Origin of the sequence: Nocardioides aestuarii (genome assembly GCF_039527245.1) — a bacterium.
In the GTDB taxonomy this organism is placed as follows: domain Bacteria; phylum Actinomycetota; class Actinomycetes; order Propionibacteriales; family Nocardioidaceae; genus Nocardioides; species Nocardioides aestuarii.
Genome location: NZ_BAAAJT010000002.1, coordinates 2140511 through 2160952, shown reverse-complemented (window position 1 = coordinate 2160952; position 20442 = coordinate 2140511). Strand labels below are relative to the sequence as shown.

The 20442-nt window shown below is 73.6% G+C and carries 22 protein-coding genes and 1 tRNA gene; 8 read left to right on the top strand and 15 right to left on the bottom strand.

The features are described from left to right. The first annotated feature begins 2 nt into the window (after positions 1-2). Positions 3-1178, top strand: a complete 1176-nt coding sequence (locus tag ABD091_RS10960) for a pyridoxal phosphate-dependent aminotransferase (RefSeq protein WP_343918296.1) — start codon at positions 3-5, stop codon at positions 1176-1178. 1 nt (position 1179) lies between these two features. On the opposite strand, the gene ABD091_RS10955 is transcribed toward ABD091_RS10960, so the two are convergent. Continuing rightward, positions 1180-2505: a YncE family protein gene (locus tag ABD091_RS10955; protein WP_343918294.1), complete on the bottom strand. Its 1326-nt coding sequence runs from the start codon at positions 2503-2505 to the stop codon at positions 1180-1182. 93 nt (positions 2506-2598) lie between these two features. Here ABD091_RS10955 and ABD091_RS10950 point away from each other — a divergent pair, with 93 nt between their 5' ends. From ABD091_RS10950 to ABD091_RS10940, 3 genes are read left to right on the top strand one after another with little or no spacing between them, the layout of a single operon-like run. Continuing rightward, positions 2599-3039, top strand: a complete 441-nt coding sequence (locus ABD091_RS10950; RefSeq protein WP_343918292.1) for a hypothetical protein — start codon at positions 2599-2601, stop codon at positions 3037-3039. Position 3040: 1 nt separating this feature from the next. After that, positions 3041-3976 (top strand): hypothetical protein, encoded by a 936-nt coding sequence (locus tag ABD091_RS10945; RefSeq protein ID WP_343918290.1) that lies wholly within the window; start codon positions 3041-3043, stop codon positions 3974-3976. After that, positions 3973-5274, top strand: coding sequence for a hypothetical protein (locus ABD091_RS10940; RefSeq protein ID WP_343918288.1), 1302 nt, complete (start codon positions 3973-3975; stop codon positions 5272-5274). The genes ABD091_RS10945 and ABD091_RS10940 overlap by 4 nt, the downstream gene beginning before the upstream one ends. Before the next feature lie 34 nt (positions 5275-5308). On the opposite strand, the gene ABD091_RS10935 is transcribed toward ABD091_RS10940, so the two are convergent. The 4 genes from ABD091_RS10935 to ABD091_RS10920 form a co-directional block, all read right to left on the bottom strand. Then, positions 5309-6691, bottom strand: coding sequence for a vWA domain-containing protein (locus ABD091_RS10935; protein WP_343918286.1), 1383 nt, complete (start codon positions 6689-6691; stop codon positions 5309-5311). Beyond that, positions 6688-7548 carry an AAA family ATPase gene (locus ABD091_RS10930; protein WP_343918284.1) on the bottom strand — a complete coding sequence of 287 codons (861 nt, stop codon included), beginning with the start codon at positions 7546-7548 and terminating at the stop codon, positions 6688-6690. Before ABD091_RS10930 ends, ABD091_RS10935 begins: the two co-directional genes overlap by 4 nt. A gap of 196 nt (positions 7549-7744) precedes the next feature. Continuing rightward, on the bottom strand, positions 7745-8506 hold the full coding sequence (locus ABD091_RS10925) for a crotonase/enoyl-CoA hydratase family protein (RefSeq protein ID WP_343918282.1): 762 nt from the start codon (positions 8504-8506) through the stop codon (positions 7745-7747). 20 nt (positions 8507-8526) lie between these two features. Further along, positions 8527-8943, bottom strand: a complete 417-nt coding sequence (locus ABD091_RS10920) for a GNAT family N-acetyltransferase (RefSeq protein WP_343918280.1) — start codon at positions 8941-8943, stop codon at positions 8527-8529. 106 nt (positions 8944-9049) lie between these two features. On the opposite strand from ABD091_RS10920, the gene ABD091_RS10915 reads away from it, so the two are divergent. The 3 genes from ABD091_RS10915 to ddaH are packed head-to-tail and all read left to right on the top strand — an operon-like array spanning position 9050 to position 11196. After that, positions 9050-9910, top strand: coding sequence for an AraC family transcriptional regulator (locus ABD091_RS10915; protein WP_343918278.1), 861 nt, complete (start codon positions 9050-9052; stop codon positions 9908-9910). 9 nt (positions 9911-9919) lie between these two features. Beyond that, complete coding sequence (locus ABD091_RS10910) at positions 9920-10414, top strand: DinB family protein (protein WP_343918276.1); 495 nt, start codon at positions 9920-9922, stop codon at positions 10412-10414. After that, complete coding sequence (gene ddaH, locus ABD091_RS10905; RefSeq protein WP_343918274.1) at positions 10414-11196, top strand: dimethylargininase; 783 nt, start codon at positions 10414-10416, stop codon at positions 11194-11196. Before ABD091_RS10910 ends, ddaH begins: the two co-directional genes overlap by 1 nt. Position 11197: 1 nt before the next feature. Here the strand turns inward: ddaH and ABD091_RS10900 are convergent, their stop codons facing one another. From ABD091_RS10900 to ABD091_RS10880, 5 genes are all read right to left on the bottom strand, one after another. Then, complete coding sequence (locus ABD091_RS10900; RefSeq protein ID WP_343918272.1) at positions 11198-12208, bottom strand: hypothetical protein; 1011 nt, start codon at positions 12206-12208, stop codon at positions 11198-11200. Between the two features lie 165 nt (positions 12209-12373). Continuing rightward, a tRNA-Ser gene (locus ABD091_RS10895) sits at positions 12374-12463 on the bottom strand. Positions 12464-12506: 43 nt separating this feature from the next. Next, positions 12507-13079, bottom strand: coding sequence for a TIGR03086 family metal-binding protein (locus tag ABD091_RS10890; protein ID WP_343918270.1), 573 nt, complete (start codon positions 13077-13079; stop codon positions 12507-12509). A gap of 31 nt (positions 13080-13110) precedes the next feature. Beyond that, positions 13111-13566, bottom strand: coding sequence for a nucleoside deaminase (locus ABD091_RS10885; protein ID WP_343918268.1), 456 nt, complete (start codon positions 13564-13566; stop codon positions 13111-13113). A 25-nt stretch (positions 13567-13591) separates the two neighbouring features. Beyond that, positions 13592-14077 carry a tRNA adenosine deaminase-associated protein gene (locus ABD091_RS10880; RefSeq protein ID WP_343918266.1) on the bottom strand — a complete coding sequence of 162 codons (486 nt, stop codon included), beginning with the start codon at positions 14075-14077 and terminating at the stop codon, positions 13592-13594. Between the two features lie 88 nt (positions 14078-14165). On the opposite strand from ABD091_RS10880, the gene upp reads away from it, so the two are divergent. Next, positions 14166-14807 (top strand): uracil phosphoribosyltransferase, encoded by a 642-nt coding sequence (upp, locus tag ABD091_RS10875; RefSeq protein WP_343918264.1) that lies wholly within the window; start codon positions 14166-14168, stop codon positions 14805-14807. Here upp and ABD091_RS10870 read toward each other — a convergent pair. From ABD091_RS10870 to thpR, 5 genes are all read right to left on the bottom strand, one after another. Next, positions 14750-16894 carry an ATP-binding protein gene (locus tag ABD091_RS10870; protein WP_343918262.1) on the bottom strand — a complete coding sequence of 715 codons (2145 nt, stop codon included), beginning with the start codon at positions 16892-16894 and terminating at the stop codon, positions 14750-14752. The two genes, upp and ABD091_RS10870, sit on opposite strands and share 58 nt — an antisense overlap. A gap of 97 nt (positions 16895-16991) precedes the next feature. Further along, the gene (locus ABD091_RS10865) at positions 16992-18386 is read right to left on the bottom strand and encodes an NAD(P)(+) transhydrogenase (Re/Si-specific) subunit beta (RefSeq protein WP_343918260.1); all 1395 of its coding nucleotides are present in this window, start codon (positions 18384-18386) and stop codon (positions 16992-16994) included. Further along, positions 18383-18685, bottom strand: coding sequence for an NAD(P) transhydrogenase subunit alpha part 2 (locus ABD091_RS10860; RefSeq protein ID WP_343918258.1), 303 nt, complete (start codon positions 18683-18685; stop codon positions 18383-18385). The genes ABD091_RS10865 and ABD091_RS10860 overlap by 4 nt, the downstream gene beginning before the upstream one ends. After that, on the bottom strand, positions 18682-19824 hold the full coding sequence (locus ABD091_RS10855) for an NAD(P) transhydrogenase subunit alpha (protein ID WP_343918256.1): 1143 nt from the start codon (positions 19822-19824) through the stop codon (positions 18682-18684). The genes ABD091_RS10860 and ABD091_RS10855 overlap by 4 nt, the downstream gene beginning before the upstream one ends. A 55-nt stretch (positions 19825-19879) precedes the next feature. Further along, positions 19880-20442, bottom strand: a 563-nt coding sequence (gene thpR / locus ABD091_RS10850) for an RNA 2',3'-cyclic phosphodiesterase (RefSeq protein ID WP_343918254.1), incomplete at its 5' end; no start/stop codon positions are given.

Here is a 20442-nt window from a genome sequence, read left to right as displayed (position 1 = left end):
TCATGTCGTCTCGTCTCGCCGTCGCCAGCCGCGCGAACGTCCCGCCCTTCCACGTGATGGACCTGCTCGCGGCCGCGGACCGGCGCCGACGCAGCCACGGTGACGTCGTGAACTTCGTGGCCGGCCAGCCCTCCACCGGGGCGCCCGAGGCGGTGCGTGCCGAGGCGACCAGGCTGCTCGCCGGACCCGATCCGCTCGGCTACACCGTCGCGACCGGGATCCCCGAGCTCCGCGAGCGGATCGCCGCCCACCACCGCCAGCAGCACGGCATCGACGTCTCCCCCGACGACGTCGTCGTGACGACCGGCTCGAGCGGCGGCTTCCTGCTCGCGTTCCTCGCCGCCTTCGAGGTGGGTGACCGCGTGGCGATGGCACGGCCGGGCTACCCCTGCTACCGCAACGTCCTGTCCGCCCTGGGCTGCGAGGTCGTCGAGCTCCCCACGGGACCCGACAACCGCTTCCAGCCGACGGTGACGCAGCTCGAGGCGGCGTACGACGCGGCCCCGATCTCGGGGCTGGTCGTCGCCAGCCCGGCGAACCCGACCGGGACCATGCTGCTGCCCGAGGAGCTCGCCGCGATCGCCCGGTGGTGCGACGAGCGCGGCGTCCAGCTGATCTCCGACGAGATCTACCACGGCATCGAGTACGGCGACCCGTCGATGTCGCGGTCGGCCTGGGAGACCTCACGCGAGGCGGTCGTCTTCTCCTCGTTCTCGAAGTACTTCTCGATGACCGGCTGGCGGATCGGCTGGATGCTGGTGCCCGAGCGGCTGCGGCGGCCGGTCGACGTCCTGACCGGCAACTTCACGATCTGCCCGCCCGCGCTGGCCCAGCACGCGGCCGTCGCCGCCTTCTCCGACGAGGCCTACGCCGAGCTGGAGGGCCACGTCGCGCGCTACGCCGACAACCGCAGCGCCCTGCTCGCCGGGCTCGCGTCGCTCGGGATCGACCGGCTCGCCCCGGCCGACGGCGCCTTCTACGTCCACGCCGACGTCGGTCACCTGACCGAGGACTCGATGGCCTTCGCCCACCGGCTGCTGGCCGACACCGGCGTCGCGCTCGCCCCCGGCGTCGACTTCGACACCGTCGACGGTCACCACTACGTCCGGCTCAGCTTCGCCGGCCAGCGGTCCGAGGTCGACGAGGGGCTTGCCCGGCTGGCGGCCTACCTGGGGTGAGTCAGCCGACGGGCAGCACGATGCCCGGCGGGATCGCCTGGACGTCGTCCGGCGGGTCGTACGACGGCAGCCCGGCGACCAGTGACCGGTCGACGAAGCCGTTGCGGACCCGCTGGGGGTGGTCACCGACGCCGACGGTGGTGACGACCCGTCCGGTGTCGTAGGAGATCCGCGAGACCTCGTCGGTGCCGCTCCACGAGATGTAGCAGTAGCGGCCCCCGGCGCTCTGGGTCACCCAGTAGGGCTTGCCGTCCTCGCGGGCAGTGAGCCGACGCCGCTCGCCGGTGCGCGGGTCGACGACGGCGGCGTAGTCGTCCATCGTGCCCGCGACGCAGAGCGCGTCGCCGTCCGCGCTCATCGCGATGCCGTGGTGGGCGGAGTCGAGGAGGTAGTTCTCGCGGGGCTCCTCGGTCCGCTTCGGAAGCCGCGTGAAGCGCAGCACCTTGCCGGTGCGGAGGTTCATGCTGACGTAGCCGTGGAAGAAGCTGACCTGGAAGTAGACCTTGCGCTCGTCCGGCGACAGCGTCATCGGCCGTACGGCGGTCGAGAGGTTCTCCCGGCCGGCCCGGTCGAACTTCGCGCGCAGGTCGTAGCGGCGCTCGACCTCCAGGGTGTCGGCGTCAACGACCTGGAAGACCCGCTCCCCCTTGGCCGGGTCGGTCGCGGGGTGGTCGAGCGGGGTGTAGACGAAGCCGATCGAGGCGTGGAGGATCTTCCGGCCCCCGGCGATGTAGACGCTCTCGTGGGGCGACCCGCCCGAGGGGAACGACCCGACCTCGTGGCCGTCGCGCACCCGCAGCACGTGGACGACGTTCGCCGTCGAGGCGCTGACCACCACGCGTCGGCCGTCGGGCGAGATCGCCATGTGGTCCGAGCGCTGGCCGGCGACCGCGAACCGCCAGGCGATCTCGTGGGTCTCGAGGTCGATCGCCACGACGTCGGCGAAGGAGGGCCGGCTGACGATGAGCAGCCGGCCGTCGTTGGAGGAGTACATGTCGTCGACGTACTGGTTGTTGCCCTCGCCGATCGCCTCCCGGATCGCGAGGAAGTAGGCGAGCCGCTCGGGGTTCATCGCGGCCTCGGCGAAGCGCTCCTCCCGGTCGGGGATGATGTTGAGCCGGCCGAGCTCCTCGAAGGAGCCCGGGGCCAGGACGGTCGCGGTGCCGTCCCAGTTGTTGCCGACGAACACGGCGCGTCGTACGTCGCCGACGGGCTGCTGGCCGTCGGAGGCGACGGCAGGGCCGCCGGGGAGGACCGCGAGCAGCACGCCGAGCGTCCCGACGAGCAGGGCCGTCAGTGCCGTGGTGGGGGATCGGTGGCCGGACATGACCGCCCAACGAGCGTCCTCACCTGCTGGTTATGCCGACAGGTTTCGGGTGCCCGGCGACGGGGTAGTGAGTCCTGTGTGGGAGGGAGAGCGATGTACGGCGACACCGCGGTGATCCGCAGGCGCGTCGACCAGCTGCGCGAGCAGGGGGCCGAGGTCCGGTCGATGGCCGACCTGCTGGTCGGCCGGGCCGAGCAGGTGGGGTGGCAGGGCCGGGCGGCCGAGGCGATGCGCGAGCGGGTGCGTGACCGCGCCGCCCAGCTCCGTGAGGCAGCCGGCCGCCACGACACCGCTGCCGACGCCCTCGAGCGCCACCTCCACGCGGTCACGTCGACCGGCGACGCGATCGACCGGGCCGAACGCCGGGTCACCGCCCTCGTCGCCGAGGCGCGCGGTCGGGTCGAGCGACTCGAGCGCGACGCCGTCGACGGTGTCGAGGTCCGGCCGACGGACGACGACCGGCTGCTGCTGGCGTTCGACGCGCCGCCCCGGGGCCACCGCGACTGGCTCGCCGTCGAGCTGCCGGGGCTCTGAGATGCCGACGATCGACCTCGCCGCCCCCGCCCCGACCCGGCTGCCGGGCCCGCTCGCGCTCCTCGACGGGCTGCCCCGCCGCGTCACCCTCACGCTGCCCGAGCTGCGCCACGTCGCCTCGCTCGCGGGGGGCGCCCCCCTCCCCTTCGACGACGCAGAGGCCCCGGGAGACGCCCATCCCCTCGAGGACCGGCTCGGCGCGAGCCCGGCGACGGCCGAGGACGAGGCCTACGCCGCCGCCCTGGCCTCGCTGCGCGACGCCGAGGACTCGCTGGACCGCCGCGGGCTGCTCACCGGGGCGGGTGCCGACGCCGGGCTGGTCGGGGCCGTCGGGCTGCTCGCGACGCCCACCACCGCCCTCGACCTCGACGTCACCGCGGCAGGGCTGCGCGCGCGCTCCTGGCACCGGCGCGCGGGCGACGCGGTCGCCGCGCTCTCGACCGTCGACGGGCTGGTGTTCGAGCTCGCCTGGTTCCCGGTCGAGCGGTGGGCCGACGAGCTGGGCCGGGCCGCCGTCCTGCCGGCCGACTTCCCCGTCGCGGGCTCGGGGGTGCCCGCGGTCCTCGACCTGCCGTTCGAGCTCGCGGACGCGGCCGCCGAGGCCTCCCGCCACGGCCGGGCCGACCTGATCCCCGTCCTCGTGGCCCAGGCCGAGGCCCCGGTCGTCGACGGGGACGGCGACCCGCTGCCCGACCCGCAGGCGGCGCTGGCGGCCCTCACCGGGGAGGCCCGGGGTCGTCTCCGGGCGCTGGTCGCCGACGTGTCCGCGACGCAGACGTCGGTCGTGGGCGTGGTCTCCTGGACGCTGCTCGCCGACGGCTGGCACGCGCTCCGTCCGCGCCGGGTGGACCACACCCAGCGGGTCGCGGTCGTCGCCGTCGACCCGGCCGACCTCGCGCCGGAGCTGGCGCCCGTCCTCGCGGTGGTGGGCACATGAACGACCGGGGCCGGCAGGCCGACCTCGCCGACCGCTACGCCCAGATGCTGCGGCTCGCCGACCTCTTCGACGCCACGGGCGACCAGCTCCGCGAGCGTTCCCTCCTCGGCGACGAGGTCCTGCGCGACAGCGACGTGACCGACTCCGCCGAGCTCGCGCCGCTGACCTGGCGCACCGCCGAGGACGAGGTCCGAGCGGCCACGACCGGCAAGCAGGGGCTCCTCACCCGCGGGGTCGAGCTCGACGCCGACGCCCTCATGGTCCGCGCGACCGTCCTGACCTACCGGTGGATCGACGACCTCGCCCACGCGGCCGAGCGCACGATGGGATCCATCGCCGGCCGGGCGATCGGCTACCTCGCCCCCGAGGTCGAGCTCGGCGGCGCCATCGTCTCGGTGGGCCTGATCGAGACCGACGCCCTGGACCGCGACGGCGTGGTGGGCTACCTCGACGAGCTCGCCCACGACAACCCCACGCTGCTCAACCACGCCACGAGCGGCGGCGGCGGACTGCTCGAGGGCCTCCAGCTCCGGGCCCTGCTCACGGCCAGCGTCCTCACCGGCGACCTCGGCCGTTCCGCCACGCTCGGCGGGCTCCGGGCCGTCGGTGCCGAGCCGCTCGCTCCCGACGTCGGGTCGGCGCTGCGCGACGCGGCCGCCGGCCTCGTCGACCACGACCCCGGCCGGACCGGGGACAGCGCGGCGGCCGCGGCACCGACGCCACGCGGCCTGGCCGGCCTGTTGACGACGCTGTCGACCACCACGGGCTCGGTGACCGTGCAGCAGGTCGCACCCCACCGCTGGATCACCTACCTGCCCGGCAGTGGCCGCACCGCCGACGGCACCGCCCGGCTGCGGCTCGTCGGCGGCGACCACTCCGCCTACGCCGAGCGGGTGGTGGCGGCGTTGCGCGAGGCCGTGCACGGCGACCCCGACGCTCGCGTGATGCTGGTCGGCTCGGCCGAGGGCGGGGTGACCGCCGCCGAGATCGCTGCGGCGGTCGACGAGCCGGGCTTCGTCGTCGACCAGGTCGTGACCGCCGGCGCGCCGAGCTCCCACCTCCCGCGGATCCCCGACCACACCCGCGTGCTGTCCCTGGAGGACCGGTCCGACCCGGTCGCCCTGCTCGGGTCGCTGGTCAACGCCACGGCCGCCAACCGGGTCACCGTCGTCTTCGACGGCGACGGCGCCTCGGGAGCCGGTGCCTACGTCGCGGGCGGACTCGCGGCCGACGCGGCCGACCACCCCGAGCTCGTCGGCGAGCTCGCCCGGCTGCGCGACGAGGGCTGGCTCGCCTGAGGCGACGCTGTCAGAGGATCGCTCAGAGCATCGGTCAGAGGATGTCGTGCACGAGCTCGCCGAGCTGGGCGAGGTTGCGGCACTCCACCATCGGCACCACCTCGCCGTAGGGCCCGGCGGCCGAGTCGCCGGTGTCCCAGTGGCGGGGGTGCTCCGGGTTGAGCCACCACGCGTGGCGGGCCGAGCCGGCGATCTCACGCAGCGCCGGCAGCGCGAGGTCGGCGTAGTTCGAGCGGGCATCGCCGAGCACGAGCAGCGACGTCTTCGGTCCGACGGCGTCCGGGTGGCGCTCGAGGAAGGTCGAGAACGCACGGCCGTAGTTGGTGCGCCCGAAGTGCGCAGCGTGCGAGGCGCTCGCCGCCAGGTCGGCCATCACGTCGCCGACGTCCGCCCCGGGCCGGAAGTGGTGGGTCACCTCGTGGACCGTGTCGACGAACGTGAAGGCCCGGACCTTCGTGAACTGCTCACGCAGCGCATGGACCAGCAGCAGCGTGAAGGAGGCGAAGTGGGCGACCGAGCCGCTGACGTCGCACAGCACGACCAGCTCGGTCCGACGCGGCCGCTTCGGCCGGTGGTGGGTCGTCAGCGGGACGCCGCCGGTCGAGAGCGACGCCCGCACGGTCCGGCGTACGTCGAGCGGACCGCGGCGCCGCGCCCGGGGTGAGCTGTGCTCCTGGGTCAGCCGGGTCGCGAGGCGGCGGGCGAGCGGATAGATCTCGCGCCGCATCTCCTCGAGGTCGGCGCGCCGGGCGGAGGTGAAGTCGAGCCGGTCGATCGCGGGGCGGACCGCGACGTCCGCGACGTGGTCGGCGCCCTTCTCCTCAGCGATCCGGCGGCGGGCGTCGTCCTCGGTGGCGCGGGTGAAGGCGCCGACCCGTCGACCCGCCTGCCGCCGCGCCTCGAGGTCCGTCCGGCCCTGGCCGAGGAGAGCGGCGACGATCCGGTCGGTGAGGTCGCTGGGGTCGACGCGGCGCAACGCGTTGTAGGCCGACCAGCCCGCCAGCCCCGGCGCGCGGCCCGGCATCTCCCCGAACCGCCCGACGGCCTCGACCGCGAGCGCCTGCACCGCGTCGGCGTCGCCGGCCTCGAGCGCCTCCCCGAGCCGCTCGCGGAAGTCGGCGAGGGCGTCGGCGTTGTCGCGGACCCCGGGCTCGTCGACGGCTGAGGGGTCGGCGGCGCCTGCTCCCACGAGGCGCGGGAAGTAGAGGTCGAAGAGGGTGTCGAAGGTCGGCCGCGAGGAGGCCCTCTTGACCACCGTGGCCGCGTAGGTCGCCCGGACGACCTCCCGGTCGTGCCACGGGACGACGCCGAGGGCCGCGAAGGCGTCGAGGTCCTCGGCCAGGGAGACGGGCAGGCCCGCGCCGCGCAACGCCTCGAGGAAGTCGAGGTGGCGGTCGACGAGGCCCGACCTGGTCACGGGAGCCCGAGCTCCTTGATCGCGCGCTCCTGGTCGGAGCGGTGCTTGAGGACGGCTCCGAGCGTGGCGCTGATCGTGGCCTCGTCGAGGGTGCCGACCTGGAGCGCGACGAGCGTCCGCGCCCAGTCGACCGTCTCGGCGATGGACGGCGACTTCTTGAGGTCGAGGTCGCGCAGCCGGCCGACGACGTCGACGACCTGGCCGGCGATCCGTTCGTCGAGGTCGGGGACCTGGCCGGTGACGATCTCCCGCTCGCGGTCGGCGTCGGGATAGTCGAGGTGGAGGTAGAGGCACCGGCGCTTGAGGGCCTCCGACAGCTCGCGGCTGGCGTTCGACGTCAGCACGACGTAGGGGCGACGCGTCGCCACGACCGTCCCGAGCTCGGGGATGGTGACCTGGAAGTCGCTGAGGACCTCCAGCAGCAGGCCCTCGACCTCGACGTCGGTCTTGTCGACCTCGTCGATCAGCAGCACCGTCGGCTGGTCACGCCGGATCGCGGTCAGCAGCGGCCGGGTGAGCAGGAACTCCTCGGAGAAGAGGTCGTCCTGGGTCTCGCCCCACGTCGCGTCGTCACCGCTGGCCTGGATGCGGAGCAGCTGCTTCTTGTAGTTCCACTCGTAGAGCGCGCGCGCCTCGTCGAGACCCTCGTAGCACTGGAGCCTGACCAGCTCGGCGCCCGTCGAGCGGGCGACGGCCTTGGCCAGCTCGGTCTTGCCGACCCCGGCCGGTCCCTCGACCAGCAGCGGCTTCTCGAGCCGGCCGGCGAGGAAGGCCGTGGTGGCGGTCGCCGGATCGGCGAGGTAGCCGTGGCCGCGCAGGACCTCGGCGACGGCGGTGGGCGAGGGGAACCAGGTCACCGGTCCATCCTCGCTCACCACCGACGCACGTCCCCCGTGGTCCTCGCCTTCGGGCGATCTGTGCCCTCCCCGTGGTGACCACGATCCTCCCAAGTCCCAGGCTCTGGGAGGACCCTCGGACGGGGGGGACTCGACCAGTCACCGCGGGCTAGTCGGCCTAGTCCGAACGGACTAACCCGTTCGGGCGGCGCGCGCCTCAGTCGCGACGGTCGGACGCCCCGCCACGGCCCGCACCTGCGGCGAACCGGGCGGCGCCGCGGGCCGATCCGCCCGCGGCGATCGTCGCCGCGCCGAGCTCGAGCTCGGTGGCCATCGCGGTCGCGGTGTCGGCGCCCTCGCCGCGGAGCAGCGCGAGCCGGTCGCTGCGCAGGCAGTCCTGGGGCAGCTCGGCGAGCATGAACGCGACCGACATCGCCTCCTCCAGCGCGGTGCCGGGCTCGACGACCCAGTTGACCAGGCCCATCCGCTCCGCCTCGACCGCGCCGACCTCGCGGCCGGTGAGGACCAGGTCGAGCGCGCGGCCCGTGCCGATGAGCCGCGGCAGCCGCACGGTCCCGCCATCGACCAGCGGCACGCCCCACCGCCGGCAGAAGACGCCGAAGCTGGCGTCACGCGCGGCGACGCGGAGGTCGCACCAGATCGCGAGCTCGAGGCCGCCGGCCACGGCGTAGCCCTCGACGGCCGCGATGACGGGCTTGGAGAGCTCGAGGCGCGTCGGCCCCATCGGACCGGGTCCGTCGGGCTCGACCCGCTGGTCCATCGCCTTGAGGTCCGCTCCGGAGCAGAAGGTGCCGTCGGCGCCCTGGAGCACAGCGACGGACTGGGAGTCGTCGGCCTCGAAGTCCTCGAACGCCGCGAGCAGCGCTTCGGCCGTCGCCCGGTCGACAGCGTTGCGCACGTCGGGGCGGTCGATGGTCACGACGGTCACGGGCCCGTCGGTGGTCACGGTCACGGTCACGTGACCAGTCTCCCGCGACGTCACAGCAATTTCAGGAAGTGCACGTCTTCTTCACCGTCGACGGGGATCCCGGGCGACCGCGCGAACTCGGTGTAGCCGTGACGGCGGTAGAAGTCGGGGGCCTGGAAGGTGAAGGAGGAGACCAGCAGCTGGCGGCAGCCGCGCTCGCGGGCGACGTCCTCCGCAGCGGCGAGCAGCCGACCGCCCCAGCCCTCGCGCCGCGCCGCCTCCGCGACCCACACCATGCCGATCCCGGCGCAGGTGCCCCACGTCCAGCCGCTCGCGCCGGCGACGAGCTCGTCGCCGTCGTCGACCCGGACGGTGAACTCGCGGAGGTCGTCGCGGCCGACCGCCGCGAAGTTGTAGGTGTCGAGCTCGCTGCTGAGGCGCTCGTCGAGGGCGGGGTCGCCGTCGCCGACCGAGAGGTGGGCTGCCATGCGGCGCACCGTAGTCGACGTCGACGCCACCCGATCCGACCGGACCGGGATGATCGGGTGCGCACCCCGTGCGGCCGCGCAGGCTCTGGTGTAGAAGGAGGCCACCGTGATCGCAGAGCTCAACGGGCTCGTCGACGAGGTCGAGCGGGCCGGCGTCGTCGATGTCGCCGGCTACGCCCGTCGCGTCGGCACCACCGACCACCACCTGCGTCGGATGTTCTCGTCGCTGGCGGGGATGCCGCTGTCCGTCTACGTACGACGGCGGCGGCTGACGCTCGCCGCGACGGACCTCGTCGCCGGCGACGACGACCTGCTGACGATTGCGGTCCGGCACGGATACGGCTCCCACGAGGCGTTCAACCGCGCGTTCCGCGCGGTGCACGGCGCCTCGCCGGGCGACGTACGCCGCGACGGCGGCCCCCTCCGGTCACAACCACAGCTCAGGTTCCGCCTGACCGTCGAAGGGAGCACCCCCATGGACACCCGCATCGTCGACCGCCCGGCCCTCCGCGTCGCCGGGCACGCCACCCGCGTGCCGTTGCAGCACGAGGGCGAGAACACAGCCATCGCCGCGTTCGTCGCCGCGATCCCGCCGGAGGAGCACCAGCGGCTCAAGGCCCTGTCGTACGGCGAGCCCGGCGGCCTGCTGTCGGTCACCGTCGAGGTCGAGCAGGACGCCGCGGAGGGCAGCGAGCTCACCTACCTCCACGGGGTCGCCGTCTCCGAGACCACTGCCGTCGAGGGCCTGGACGTGATCGAGGTGCCGGCCGGGCGGTGGGTGGTGTTCACCAGCAGCGGGCCGCACCCGGAGGCGCTCCAACGCACCTGGGCGGCCACCGCGACCGACTGGTTCCCGTCGAATCCCTGGCGGCTGCGTCCGGGACCGTCGCTCGTGGCCTACGTCGAGCGCGCCGACGACTTCAGCACGGCGACGACGGAGCTCTGGATGCCGGTCGAACCCGCCTAGAGTTCGGGCATGGGTCACCCGCACGACGTCGCGACCGACGCCCCGCTGCGCGAGCAGCTCGACGGCTTCGTCGACCACCACCGGCAGAACCTCCACGACTGCCTCGACGGCCTGACCGAGGAGGAGGCCCGGCGCCGCCTGGTCCCGTCGCTGACGACCCTGCTCGGGCTGGTCAAGCACGCGACGTTCGTCGAGCAGGTGTGGTTCGACGAGGCCCTCACCGGACGCTCGCGCGCCGAGATCGGGATCCCGGTGACGGTCGACGCGTCGTTCACCCTCGACGACGCCGACACGATCGAGACCGTCCGGTCGCGCTACGCGGAGGTCTGCGCCGCCTCCCGGGCCGCCGCGGCGGCGTACGGGCTCGACGACGTGGTGACCGGCAACCGCCGGGGGCCGCTGCCGCTGCGCTGGATCTACCTCCACCTGCTGCGCGAGCTCGCCCAGCACTGCGGCCACGCCGACATCCTGCGCGAGCAGGTCCTCGCCGCGCGGGAGGCGTGATGGACGCCCGCCACGCGCTGGTCCGGCGCCCCTCCTCGCGGCTCGCGGCCGGTCTCGTGACCCACATCGAGCGCAGCGAGGACGTCGACGCCGACCGGGCGCTCGCCCAGTGGTTCGGCTACGTCGACGCGCTCCACGAGGCGGGCTGGACGACCCACGAGGTCGCGCCCGCGGAGGACTGCCCCGACTCCGTCTTCGTCGAGGACACGATGGTGGTCTACGGCGACCTCGCGGTGATCGCACGCTCGGGCGCCGACGTCCGCCGCGCCGAGGCCGCGGCCGCGGAGGAGGCGGTCCGGGCCCAGGGTTATCGCGTCGCGCGGATCGAGGCGCCCGGGACGCTCGACGGCGGTGACGTCCTCAAGCACGGGGAGACCGTGTGGGTCGGGCTCGGTGGCCGGACGAACGAGGACGGGGTGGAGCAGCTGAGGGCCCACCTCGCGCCGCTCGGCGCCGAGGTCGTGGCCGTGCCGCTGACCAAGGTGCTCCACCTGAAGTCGGCCGTCACCGCGCTCCCGGACGGCACGGTCATCGGTTTCGCGCCCCTGGTCGACGACCCGTCCGTCTGGGGCGAGGCCTTCCTCGCCGTGCCCGAGGAGCCGGGCGCCCACGTCGTGCTGCTCGGCGACGACACCGTGCTGATGTCGGCCGCCGCCCCCGAGACCGCGGCCCTGCTCGAGGACCGCGGTCTGCGGGTGGTCGCCGTCGACGTCTCCGAGTTCGAGAAGCTCGAGGGCTGCGTGACCTGCCTGTCGGTGCGGCTGCGCGGCCGCCCGGGGTGACTCAGCCGCCGTACGGGTTGTCCTCGACGTCGCTGGCCCGCTCGCAGCTGCCGGCGGCGTCGCAACGGACGTAGGAGACCTTGTGGTTCGTGTAGACCTCGGCCAGGACGTGGTCGGCGTCCTCCCAGGTGAGGGTGCCGAAGATCGCCCGGTGGGCTAGGCGGAGCCCGTGGAGCTCGCGACCGCGCGGCGCCCGCAGCGTCACCGAGCTGATCGGCCCGTCGAGGTAGGCCGAGCCGGCGATCATCCGGCGCGAGTCGTTCTGGATCTCCAGCACGCTGTGGCGGCAGGTGCGCCACGTCGTGGTGTGCGGGGAGGAGATCGAGCGGACCTGGGTGCAGAAGTTCTCGCCCCGTCCCTTCCCGACGACGTAGCGGTCGGCGCGCACGTCGGCGTCGTACGCCGCCTTGCCGGCCATCATCGTCAGCAGCCTCGGCTCGGCGAGGTCCCAGCGGTAGGTGGCGTTCGGGCGGTTGGTCGCCACGATCGCGGTGTCACCGTCCGCGCCCGCCACGGTGACGGGGGCCTCGAAGCGCATCTTGTGCTGAAGGTCGCCGGTCGCGGCGTCACGGACCCGGACGACCGCGTCGCGACGCCCGCGGGTGATGGCCTCGTAGAGGCGGTCGCCGTCCTGGGACAGGAGCAGCTGGCCCTTGATCCGCTGCGTGATCGGCGTCCGGGCGCCGTCCGGCGTCACGCGCTCCACGCGGGCGCCCTCGCCGTCGTAGACCTCGACGACGTAGTCGTCGCCGCTGGAGCCGAGCAGGTGGATCTGGTGGGCGTCGACCTCGACCGACCGGTCGCCGTCGAGGATGACCGTCCCGAGCGTGACCGGGACGGCCGGCCCGGCGCCGCGGTCGAGCTGGCCGGGACGGATCGTGGTGGTGCCGGCCGTCGTGGCCGCGTCGGCCGGGACGGCGTGCACGGCTCCGACCGCCGCGGCGGCGACCGCGAACGCCGCGACCGAGCGGCGGACGACCGTGGTGATGGCGGTACGGGTGCTGGTGGTCATGGTGACTCCTTCGTCGTGGTGCGTCAGAGGAGCAGCGATGGCCGGGGGTGTGCTGCACCCCTACTGACGCGGTCACCCACCGGTTCGTTGCGCACGACGGCGGCCCGCATCGGGCCGGACGCGACGAGACCCCGCCCGGGTCACCCGGACGGGGTCTCGATCAGCTGGCGGTGGCGGAGGGATTTGAACCCTCGGTGGACTTGCGCCCACAAACGCTTTCGAGGCGTTCTCCTTAGGCCGCTCGGACACGCCACCGCGCCGAAGGTTACCGGAGGGGGTCGGGCCGCCCGAAATCGCGTCAGGGGGTCCAGCGGGGGTCGCGCCCGGTGGCACCGGCGAGCCGGTCGAGAGCCGGGGCGTCGGCGACGACGGCGACCGGCGGACCGAAGGGGCCCTCCCCCTCGGGCGAGAAGGACCGGGCGAACCCGAGGCTCGCCTCGACCGAGGCAGCATCGGGGTCGTAGGCCTGGTCGGTCGCGCGCGCCAGGTCCCAGCCGTGCACCACGACCTCGTCCAGGGCGACCAGCAGCGCCACCTCGCCGGGCAGGTCGACGCCACCGGCCCGCGTGACGCCGTCGGTCGCGCCGGGCGTCCGCCAGGCCTCGGCCAGGCGGTCGAGTGCCCCGGGGATCGCGTCACGCCAGTCGGTGGGGAGCGCGCTGCCGTCCGGCTCGGGGGCGGAGTCGGTCATCTCACCGAGGTCCTTGTCCGCGGCGGCCGTGAACGCGCGGGCGAGGCCGTGGAGGTGGTCGAGGAGGTCGCCGACGTCGTACGCCGGGCACGGGGTCGCCGCGCCGAGCTGGTCGTCGCGCACGCCCCTGACGAGGTCGGCGGTGGCGCGGGTGGCGGGTCCGAGATCGAGTGCGGTCATGGGTGGTGGTGACCGGCGCCGCGACCAGGACTCATCGGTGGGCGCGAAAGAACTCCTCGAGGAGGGCCGTGGACTCCTCGGCGAGGACCCCGGTGACGACCTCGGGGCGGTGGTTGAGCCGGCGGTCACGGACGACGTCCCAGAGCGAGCCGACAGCGCCGGCCTTGTCGTCGAAGGCGGCGAGGACGACCCGCTCGACGCGGGCGAGGACGGCCGCGCCCGCACACATCGTGCAGGGCTCGAGGGTCACCACGAGGGTGTGGCCGTCGAGGCGCCACTCGCCGCGCGCCGCCGCGGCCTCGCGGAGGGCGACGACCTCGGCGTGGCCGGTCGGGTCGGCGAGCTGCTCGCGGACGTTGCGGCCGCGACCGACGACCTCGCCCGCGGGGTCGAGGACGACGGCGCCGACGGGGACGTCGCCACCGGCGAGCGCCGCGCGCGCCTCGTCAAGCGCCGCCGCCATGGCGGCGTCCCAGGGGGAGCCCATGCGAGGAGGCTAGATCAGGCGCGAGTCAGGCGGACGCCAGGCCGACGGCCTCGTCGAACAACGCCCCGAAACCGAGCCGGCGCGCGACGTCGGAAAGCATCTCGTCGGGGTAGAGGTCGACGTCGTCGAGCAGGACGGCGAGGTCCATCGCGTGGAGGCCGAGGTCGCCGAGGAGGTCGAGGTCGCCGGCCGGGACCGCGTCGTCCTCGTCCTCCGGGGGCGGCAGCCCGAGGAAGTCGACGGCGGAGGCGGCGAGCTCCCACTCGTCGGCGGCCGTCACGTCGGAGAGCAGCACCCGCGAGTGGGACCCGGCGACGCGCACCAGCACGAAGAAGTCCTCGTCGACGGCGACCATCCCGACCGCACCGCCGTCGCCGGGGAACCGGCGCAGCGCGTGGCTGATCGTCTCGACGTCGGCGAGCACGTCGTGGGCAAGCTCCTGCACCTGCCACACGCCTTCCTCGCGATAGGCAGCGAGCGCGAAGTCGACCTCGTCGAGCTGCTCGGTCACGCGTCCAGAGTGACAGAGCCCCCGGTGGCGGTCCAGTGGGTTCGCGCTGCCTGACGCGGGGCCCGCGACGGGCACTACCCTCTGCCCCATGCGCACCCACGTCGTCGACCACCCGCTGGTCACCCACAAGCTCACCTACCTGCGGGACGAGACCACCGACTCGCCGACGTTCCGGCGGCTCGCCGACGAGCTGGTCACGCTGCTGGCCTACGAGGCCTGCCGCGAGATCCGGGTCTCGCCCAAGGAGATCACCACCCCGGTCGCGCCGACCACCGGCGTGAAGCTGGCGCGGCCCAAGCCGCTCGTCGTGCCGATCCTGCGGGCGGGCCTCGGCATGCTCGACGGCCTGATGCGACTGCTGCCCACCGCGGAGGTCGGGTTCCTCGGGATGGTGCGCAACGAGGAGACGCTCGAGGCGTCGACCTACGCCGAGCGGCTGCCCGACGACCTGTCGGGCCGCCAGTGCTACGTCCTCGACCCGATGCTCGCGACCGGTGGCACGCTCGCCGCCGCGATCCGCTTCCTCGTCGATCGCGGTGCCAACGACATCACCGCGATCTGCCTGCTCGCCGCCCCCGAGGGCTGCGCACGGCTCGAGGAGGAGATCGCCGACCTCGACGTCCCGGTCACGATCGTCACGGCCGCGATGGACGAGAAGCTCAACGACAAGGGCTACATCGTGCCCGGGCTGGGCGACGCCGGCGACCGGTTGTACGGCGTCGCCGACTGAGGCTGGTCGGCCACGGGTCGATCCGCGGACCGGTCCACGGACAGGGTCCGCGGCAGGCTGACCGACACGGTCGTCCCCACCCCCTCGCTGGAGGAGACCGTGACGTGACCGCCGTGGGCCTCCACGACCGTCCGGACGATGGTCAGGCCGAGACCCGCACCCTGGATCGCCTGGGCGCTCGCGCTGGAGGCACGGAAGAAGCGGGTGAAGAGCTGGTCCTGCTCGGCCTCGGGGATGCCCATCCCGGTGTCGAGCACGGTGAGCTCCACCGAGTCGGTGGTCTCGCTGACCACGAGCTCGACACGGCCACCGTCCGGGGTGAACTTCACGGCGTTGCTGAGCAGGTTGACCAGCATCCGCTCGAGCTGGTCGGGGTCGCCCTCGAGGGTCACCGGGACCTGGGGCAGCCGGGAGACCACCTCGAGGTCACGACCGCCGAGGATGGTGGACATCGACTCCAGCGACGCGGTGACGTGGGCGCGGAGGTCGAGGCTCCGCGGCTGCATCGTCAGCTGGCGGTCCTCGATCTGGCTGAGGAGCAGCAGGTCCTCCACGAGCAACAACAGCCGACGGCTGTTGCGCTGCACGCGGTCGGTGAGGGTGCGCTGCGCCGAGGTGAGGTCGCCGACCTCGCCGTCGTCGAGCAGCTCGAGATAGCCGATCATGCTCGTCAGCGGAGTCCGCAGCTCGTGGCTCACGGTGGCGACGAAGTCGGCCTTCACCCGCTCGAGCTCGGTCAGCCGCTCGACGGCCTCCACGAGCGCCTTGTGGACCGCCTCCCGCTCGGTGACGTCCTCCCCGACGCAGAGATAGCCCGCGGCCTCGCCGTGCTCGTCGCTGACGCTGGTCAGGGTCAGCAGCATGCTGCGGAGCTCGCCGTCGGGTCGCTGGAAGTGCCACGGCTGGCGCTCGTCGCCGGCCACCACCGCCGCAGCGCAGATCTCGGCGAAGATCGGCGCCGTCCCCATCCTCGCCGCCTGGCGCAGCAGCTCGGCGTCGGCGAAGAGCAGGTCGGCCGGTGACCCGACGACCTCGTCGCTCCCCCGCACGAACACCGCCTCCGCGCCGGGGTTGAACACGCGGACCACGCCGTCGAGGTCGACGTAGAGCACGGCCGATCCGGTGGCCGCGTCGACGAGGCGCTGGAGGGTCTGCTGGCCGGCTCTCGCGCGGGCCGCCGACATCCGCTGCTGGGTCGTCATGACCGAGAGCGGCAGCAGGAGGAGGGCGCAGTCGACGAGGAAGAGGGCCAGGAAGCCGATGACCAGCTCGGGCGCGATGTCGTAGCGCGTCGCGAGGTCGTGGACCGGGCCGAGTCGCAGCGCGGTCGCGATCGAGGCGATCGCCGCCACGCCGACCAGGAGCAGGCTGGCCTCGCGCAGCGTCCCCCGGAAGGCGAGCCAGGCGAACATCGGCATCACGGCGAACACCAGCGGCGGCGCCGCGGCGTAGGAGAACAGGGCCGCGGTCACGCCGAGCGTGAGGACGATCTGCACGCCACGCTCGCGACGGCTCGCGAGCGGTGCGAACGACGGCCCCCTCGCGAAGAGCGGGACCAGGATCAGCTGGGAGGCCGCGTGGGTGCCGAGGACGGCGACGCCGGCCAGCCACGGAGAGCCGCCGGACGGGCTGATCGCGACGGTGACCACCACGATCGTCGCCGCGGTCATCGCCCCCTGGCTCGCCGCGGCGATCAGCCGCGAGACGTCGCCCTCCTCGACCAGGCCGACGCGGCGGCGTACGAGACCTCGCCGGAGGCGGTTCCAGGTCACGAGCGCACCGGCCACCGTCGCCGCCGAGAACCCGATCGCGGAGATCACGTCGGGGTCGGCGAGCAGCCGCGCGGTGACGAGCAGCAGCCCGCCCAGCGCGAGGTGCACGCCGCGGTGCTGGTCGGTGACCAGCAGCAGCCCGGTCAGCAGCCCGGCGGCCGGCCAGGCGACAGGGATCTGGTTGACCGTGTGGAGGCCGAGCAGCAGCAGGAGGGAGCTGACGGCGACCAGCACCAGCAGGAGCGCGGGCAGGCGGCGACGGGCGACGGAGCCCAGCTCCGACGCCCGGGACCGCACCGCGACCGGCCGAGACACCCCGTCTCCCTACTGCTCGAGTGGGAGCAGTGGATCACACGAAACGCCTGCTCAGCAGGCGAATCGCACGAGGTCAGGGAGTGCCTGACGAGCGTGTTCAGAGCGCCTTGACGGCGCTCAGCAGCTTGCCCATCGTCTCCTTGGCGTCGCCGAAGAGCAGCGTGGTGCGCTCGTCGAAGAGGAGCTCGTTCTCGATGCCCGCGAAGCCGGGGCGCATCGACCGCTTCATGAAGACGACCTGCTTGGCCTCGTCGGCGTTGAGGATCGGCATGCCGTAGATCGGCGCGCCGGGGGTCGTCTTCGCCGCCGGGTTGACGACGTCGTTGGCACCGACGACCAGCACGACGTCGGCGTCCTTGAAGTCGTCGTTGATCTCGTCCATCTCCTTGAGCTGCTCGTAGGGCACCTGGGCCTCGGCGAGCAGCACGTTCATGTGACCCGGCATCCGACCCGCCACCGGGTGGATGGCGTAGTCGACCTCGACACCGCGCTCGCCGAGGACGTCGACGAGCTCGCGCAGGGTGTGCTGGGCCTGGGCGACCGCGAGGCCGTAGCCCGGCACGATGATCACGCGGTCGGCGTAGCCGAGCATGATCGCGGCGTCGGCAGGTCCGGCGGACTTCACGGGCCGGTCGCTGGCCTCGCCGGCGCCGAGCGTCGAGCCGCCCTTGAGGGCGCCGAAGAGGATGTTGGCGACCGAGCGACCCATCGCCTTGGCCATCAACAGGGTCAGGAACGTGCCGGAGGCGCCGACGAGGGTCCCGGCGACGAGCAGCAGGGTGTTGGACAGGACGTAGCCGCCCGCCGCGACGGTCAGGCCGGTGAAGGCGTTCAGCAGCGAGATCACGATCGGCACGTCGGCACCGCCGACGGGCAGGACGAGCAGCAGGCCGAAGGCGACCCCCACGAGGGCGAGCACGATGCCCGGCCACATCGCCGCGTCGGCGACGAGCATCCCGGAGAGCACCAGGCCCGCGGCCAGCGCGCCACCGAAGACCACGGCCAGGCCGGGGAAGACGACGGGCCGGGAGGTCATGAGGTCCTGGAGCTTGGCGAAGGTCACGACCGACCCGGCGAAGGAGACCGAGCCGACGAAGACGGTGAAGGCGGTGGCGACGAGGACGAACCAGCCGATCCCGGCCTCACGCCCGGGGGCGTCGACGATCTCCTGGAGCTCCAGCAGCGCCACGAGCGCCGCCGCCCCGCCGCCGACGCCGTTGAACAGCGCCACCATCTGGGGCATCTGGGTCATCTGCACGCGACGGGCGCCGAAGACACCGCCGACGGACCCGACCGCGATCGCGACCAGGATCCAGACGACGTTGTCCATCCGCTCCATGTAGAAGAACGGCAGCGCGCAGGCCACGACGGCGGCCGCGGCGCCGATCAGGTTGCCGGTGCGGGCGGTGCGCGGTCCGGAGAGCCCCTTGAGGGCGAGGATGAAGGCGACGGCACAGATGAGGTAGGCCAGCTGGGCCCAGACGGGGATCACGCGGCCGCCTCCTTCTTGGCCGGCTTCCTCCGCGTGAACATCTGGAGCATGCGGTCGGTGACCACGAACCCGCCGACCATGTTGACCGCGGCCAGCACGATCGCGACCAGTCCGACGACGAGCGCGAACCCGTGGGCGTGGGCGGTGACGATGATCGCGCCGAGCAGGATCACGCCGTGGATGGCGTTGGCGCCCGACATCAGCGGCGTGTGGAGCGTCGAGGAGACCTTGGAGATCACCTCGATGCCGACGAAGACGCTGAGCACGAAGATGGTCAGCCAGATGATCGGCTCGCTCACCGGTCAGCTCCTTCCAGGGCCTGGCGGGTGGGTTCGTGGAGGATCGCGCCCTCGCGGGTCACGCAGCAGCCGGCGACGATCTCGTCGTCGGGGTCCGGCGCGAAGCTCGCCCCGGCCTCCTCGTCGGTCGCGGTCATCAGCGTCAGCAGGTTGACGATGTTCTGGGCGTAGAGCCGCGACGCCGGCCCCGGCATCTGGCTGGGGACGTTGCGACCGCCCCAGACCTGCGCGTTGCCGATCCGCACGACCTCGCCGGCCACGGACCCCTCGACGTTGCCCCCGGTCTCGGCGGCGAGGTCGACGACGACGGAGCCCGGGCTCATCTGCTCGACCATCGCAGCGGTCACGAGCATCGGCGCCTGCCGGCCGGGGACGGCGGCGGTGGTGATGAGCGCGTCCGCCGCGGCGATGTAGGGCGTCAGCAGCTCGCGCTGGCGGGCGGCCCGGTCCTCGGTCATCTCGCGCGCGTAGCCGCCCGAGCCCTCGAGGGTCTCGAGCTCGAGGTCGATCGGCTTGGCGCCCATCGACGCGATCTCCTCGGCGGCGGCGGCGCGCACGTCGTAGGCCTGCACGACCGCGCCGAGCCGCTTCGCCGTCGCGATCGCCTGGAGCCCGGCGACGCCGGCGCCGAGCACGACGACGGTCGCGGGCTGGACGGTGCCGGCGGCGGTCATCGACAGCGGGAAGAAGCGGCGCAGCATCCCGGCGGCGACGACCGCGCAGCGGTAGCCGGCGACCAGGGCCTGGCTCGACAGCGCGTCCATCGACTGGGCGCGCGAGATCCGTGGCACCAGCTCCATGGCGTAGGAGGTCACGCCGCCGTCGCGGAAGGTCGCGACCAGCTCGCCCTCCTGCCGGGTCGGCAGGAACGAGACCGTCGAGGTGCCCGCGGGCAGCGCGGCGGCCCGGGCGACGTCGAGCGGCTGCACCGAGCAGACCACGGTCGCGCCCTCGAGCGCCGCCTCGTCGACGGTCGCGCCGGCCTCGGCGTAGTCCTCGTCGGGGAGGAGCGAGTGGAGGCCGGCACCGGGCTCCACCGCGACCTCCCATCCCAGCGCGGTCAGCTTGCCGACGAGCTCGGGGACCATCGCGACCCGGGCCTCGCCCTCCCTGGTCTCTCTCGCCACAGCGATCTTCACGGTGGTGAACGTACGGGAGATCACGGTCACACGACAGTGACGCACCGCACGTCGGTCAGCCGACCTGCACGCGCGCGACCTCCTCGTACCGGGGCCGACGGGCCGGCCCCTCCCCGAGGTGGGAGGCGACCAGCGACCACTCACCCACCCGCCAGGAGGGGCCCTCGTAGCCGTCGAGCAGCTGGACCCACCGCGTGACCTGCCGCGGCCGTCCCGTCCGCGCGACCGTCAGGTGGGGACGGAAGCGTTGGCCGTCCGGGGCGATCCCGGACGCGTTCGCCGCGCGCCGGGCACCGTCGGACATCCGGACCAGCTCCGCGTGGTCGGTCCCGGTCGTCCGGAGCCCGGCCCACACCACCTTCGCCGCGTCGGGGTGCGGGAAGGCACCGCCCCCGGCGATCCTCGCCGTGACGGGAGTACGCCGCCGCGCGGCCGCGGCCAGTCGCTCGACCAGGTCGTCGAGCGACCGGTCGGGTACCGCGGCCAGGAAGGCGAGCGTGACGTGGAGCTGGTCGGGCTGGGTCCAGCGGAACGGCGCCGCCGCGCGGCGTACGTCCAAGAACGCGTCGAGGTCCTCGACCGCCTCCGCCGGCGGCACCATCGCCACGAACATCCGCA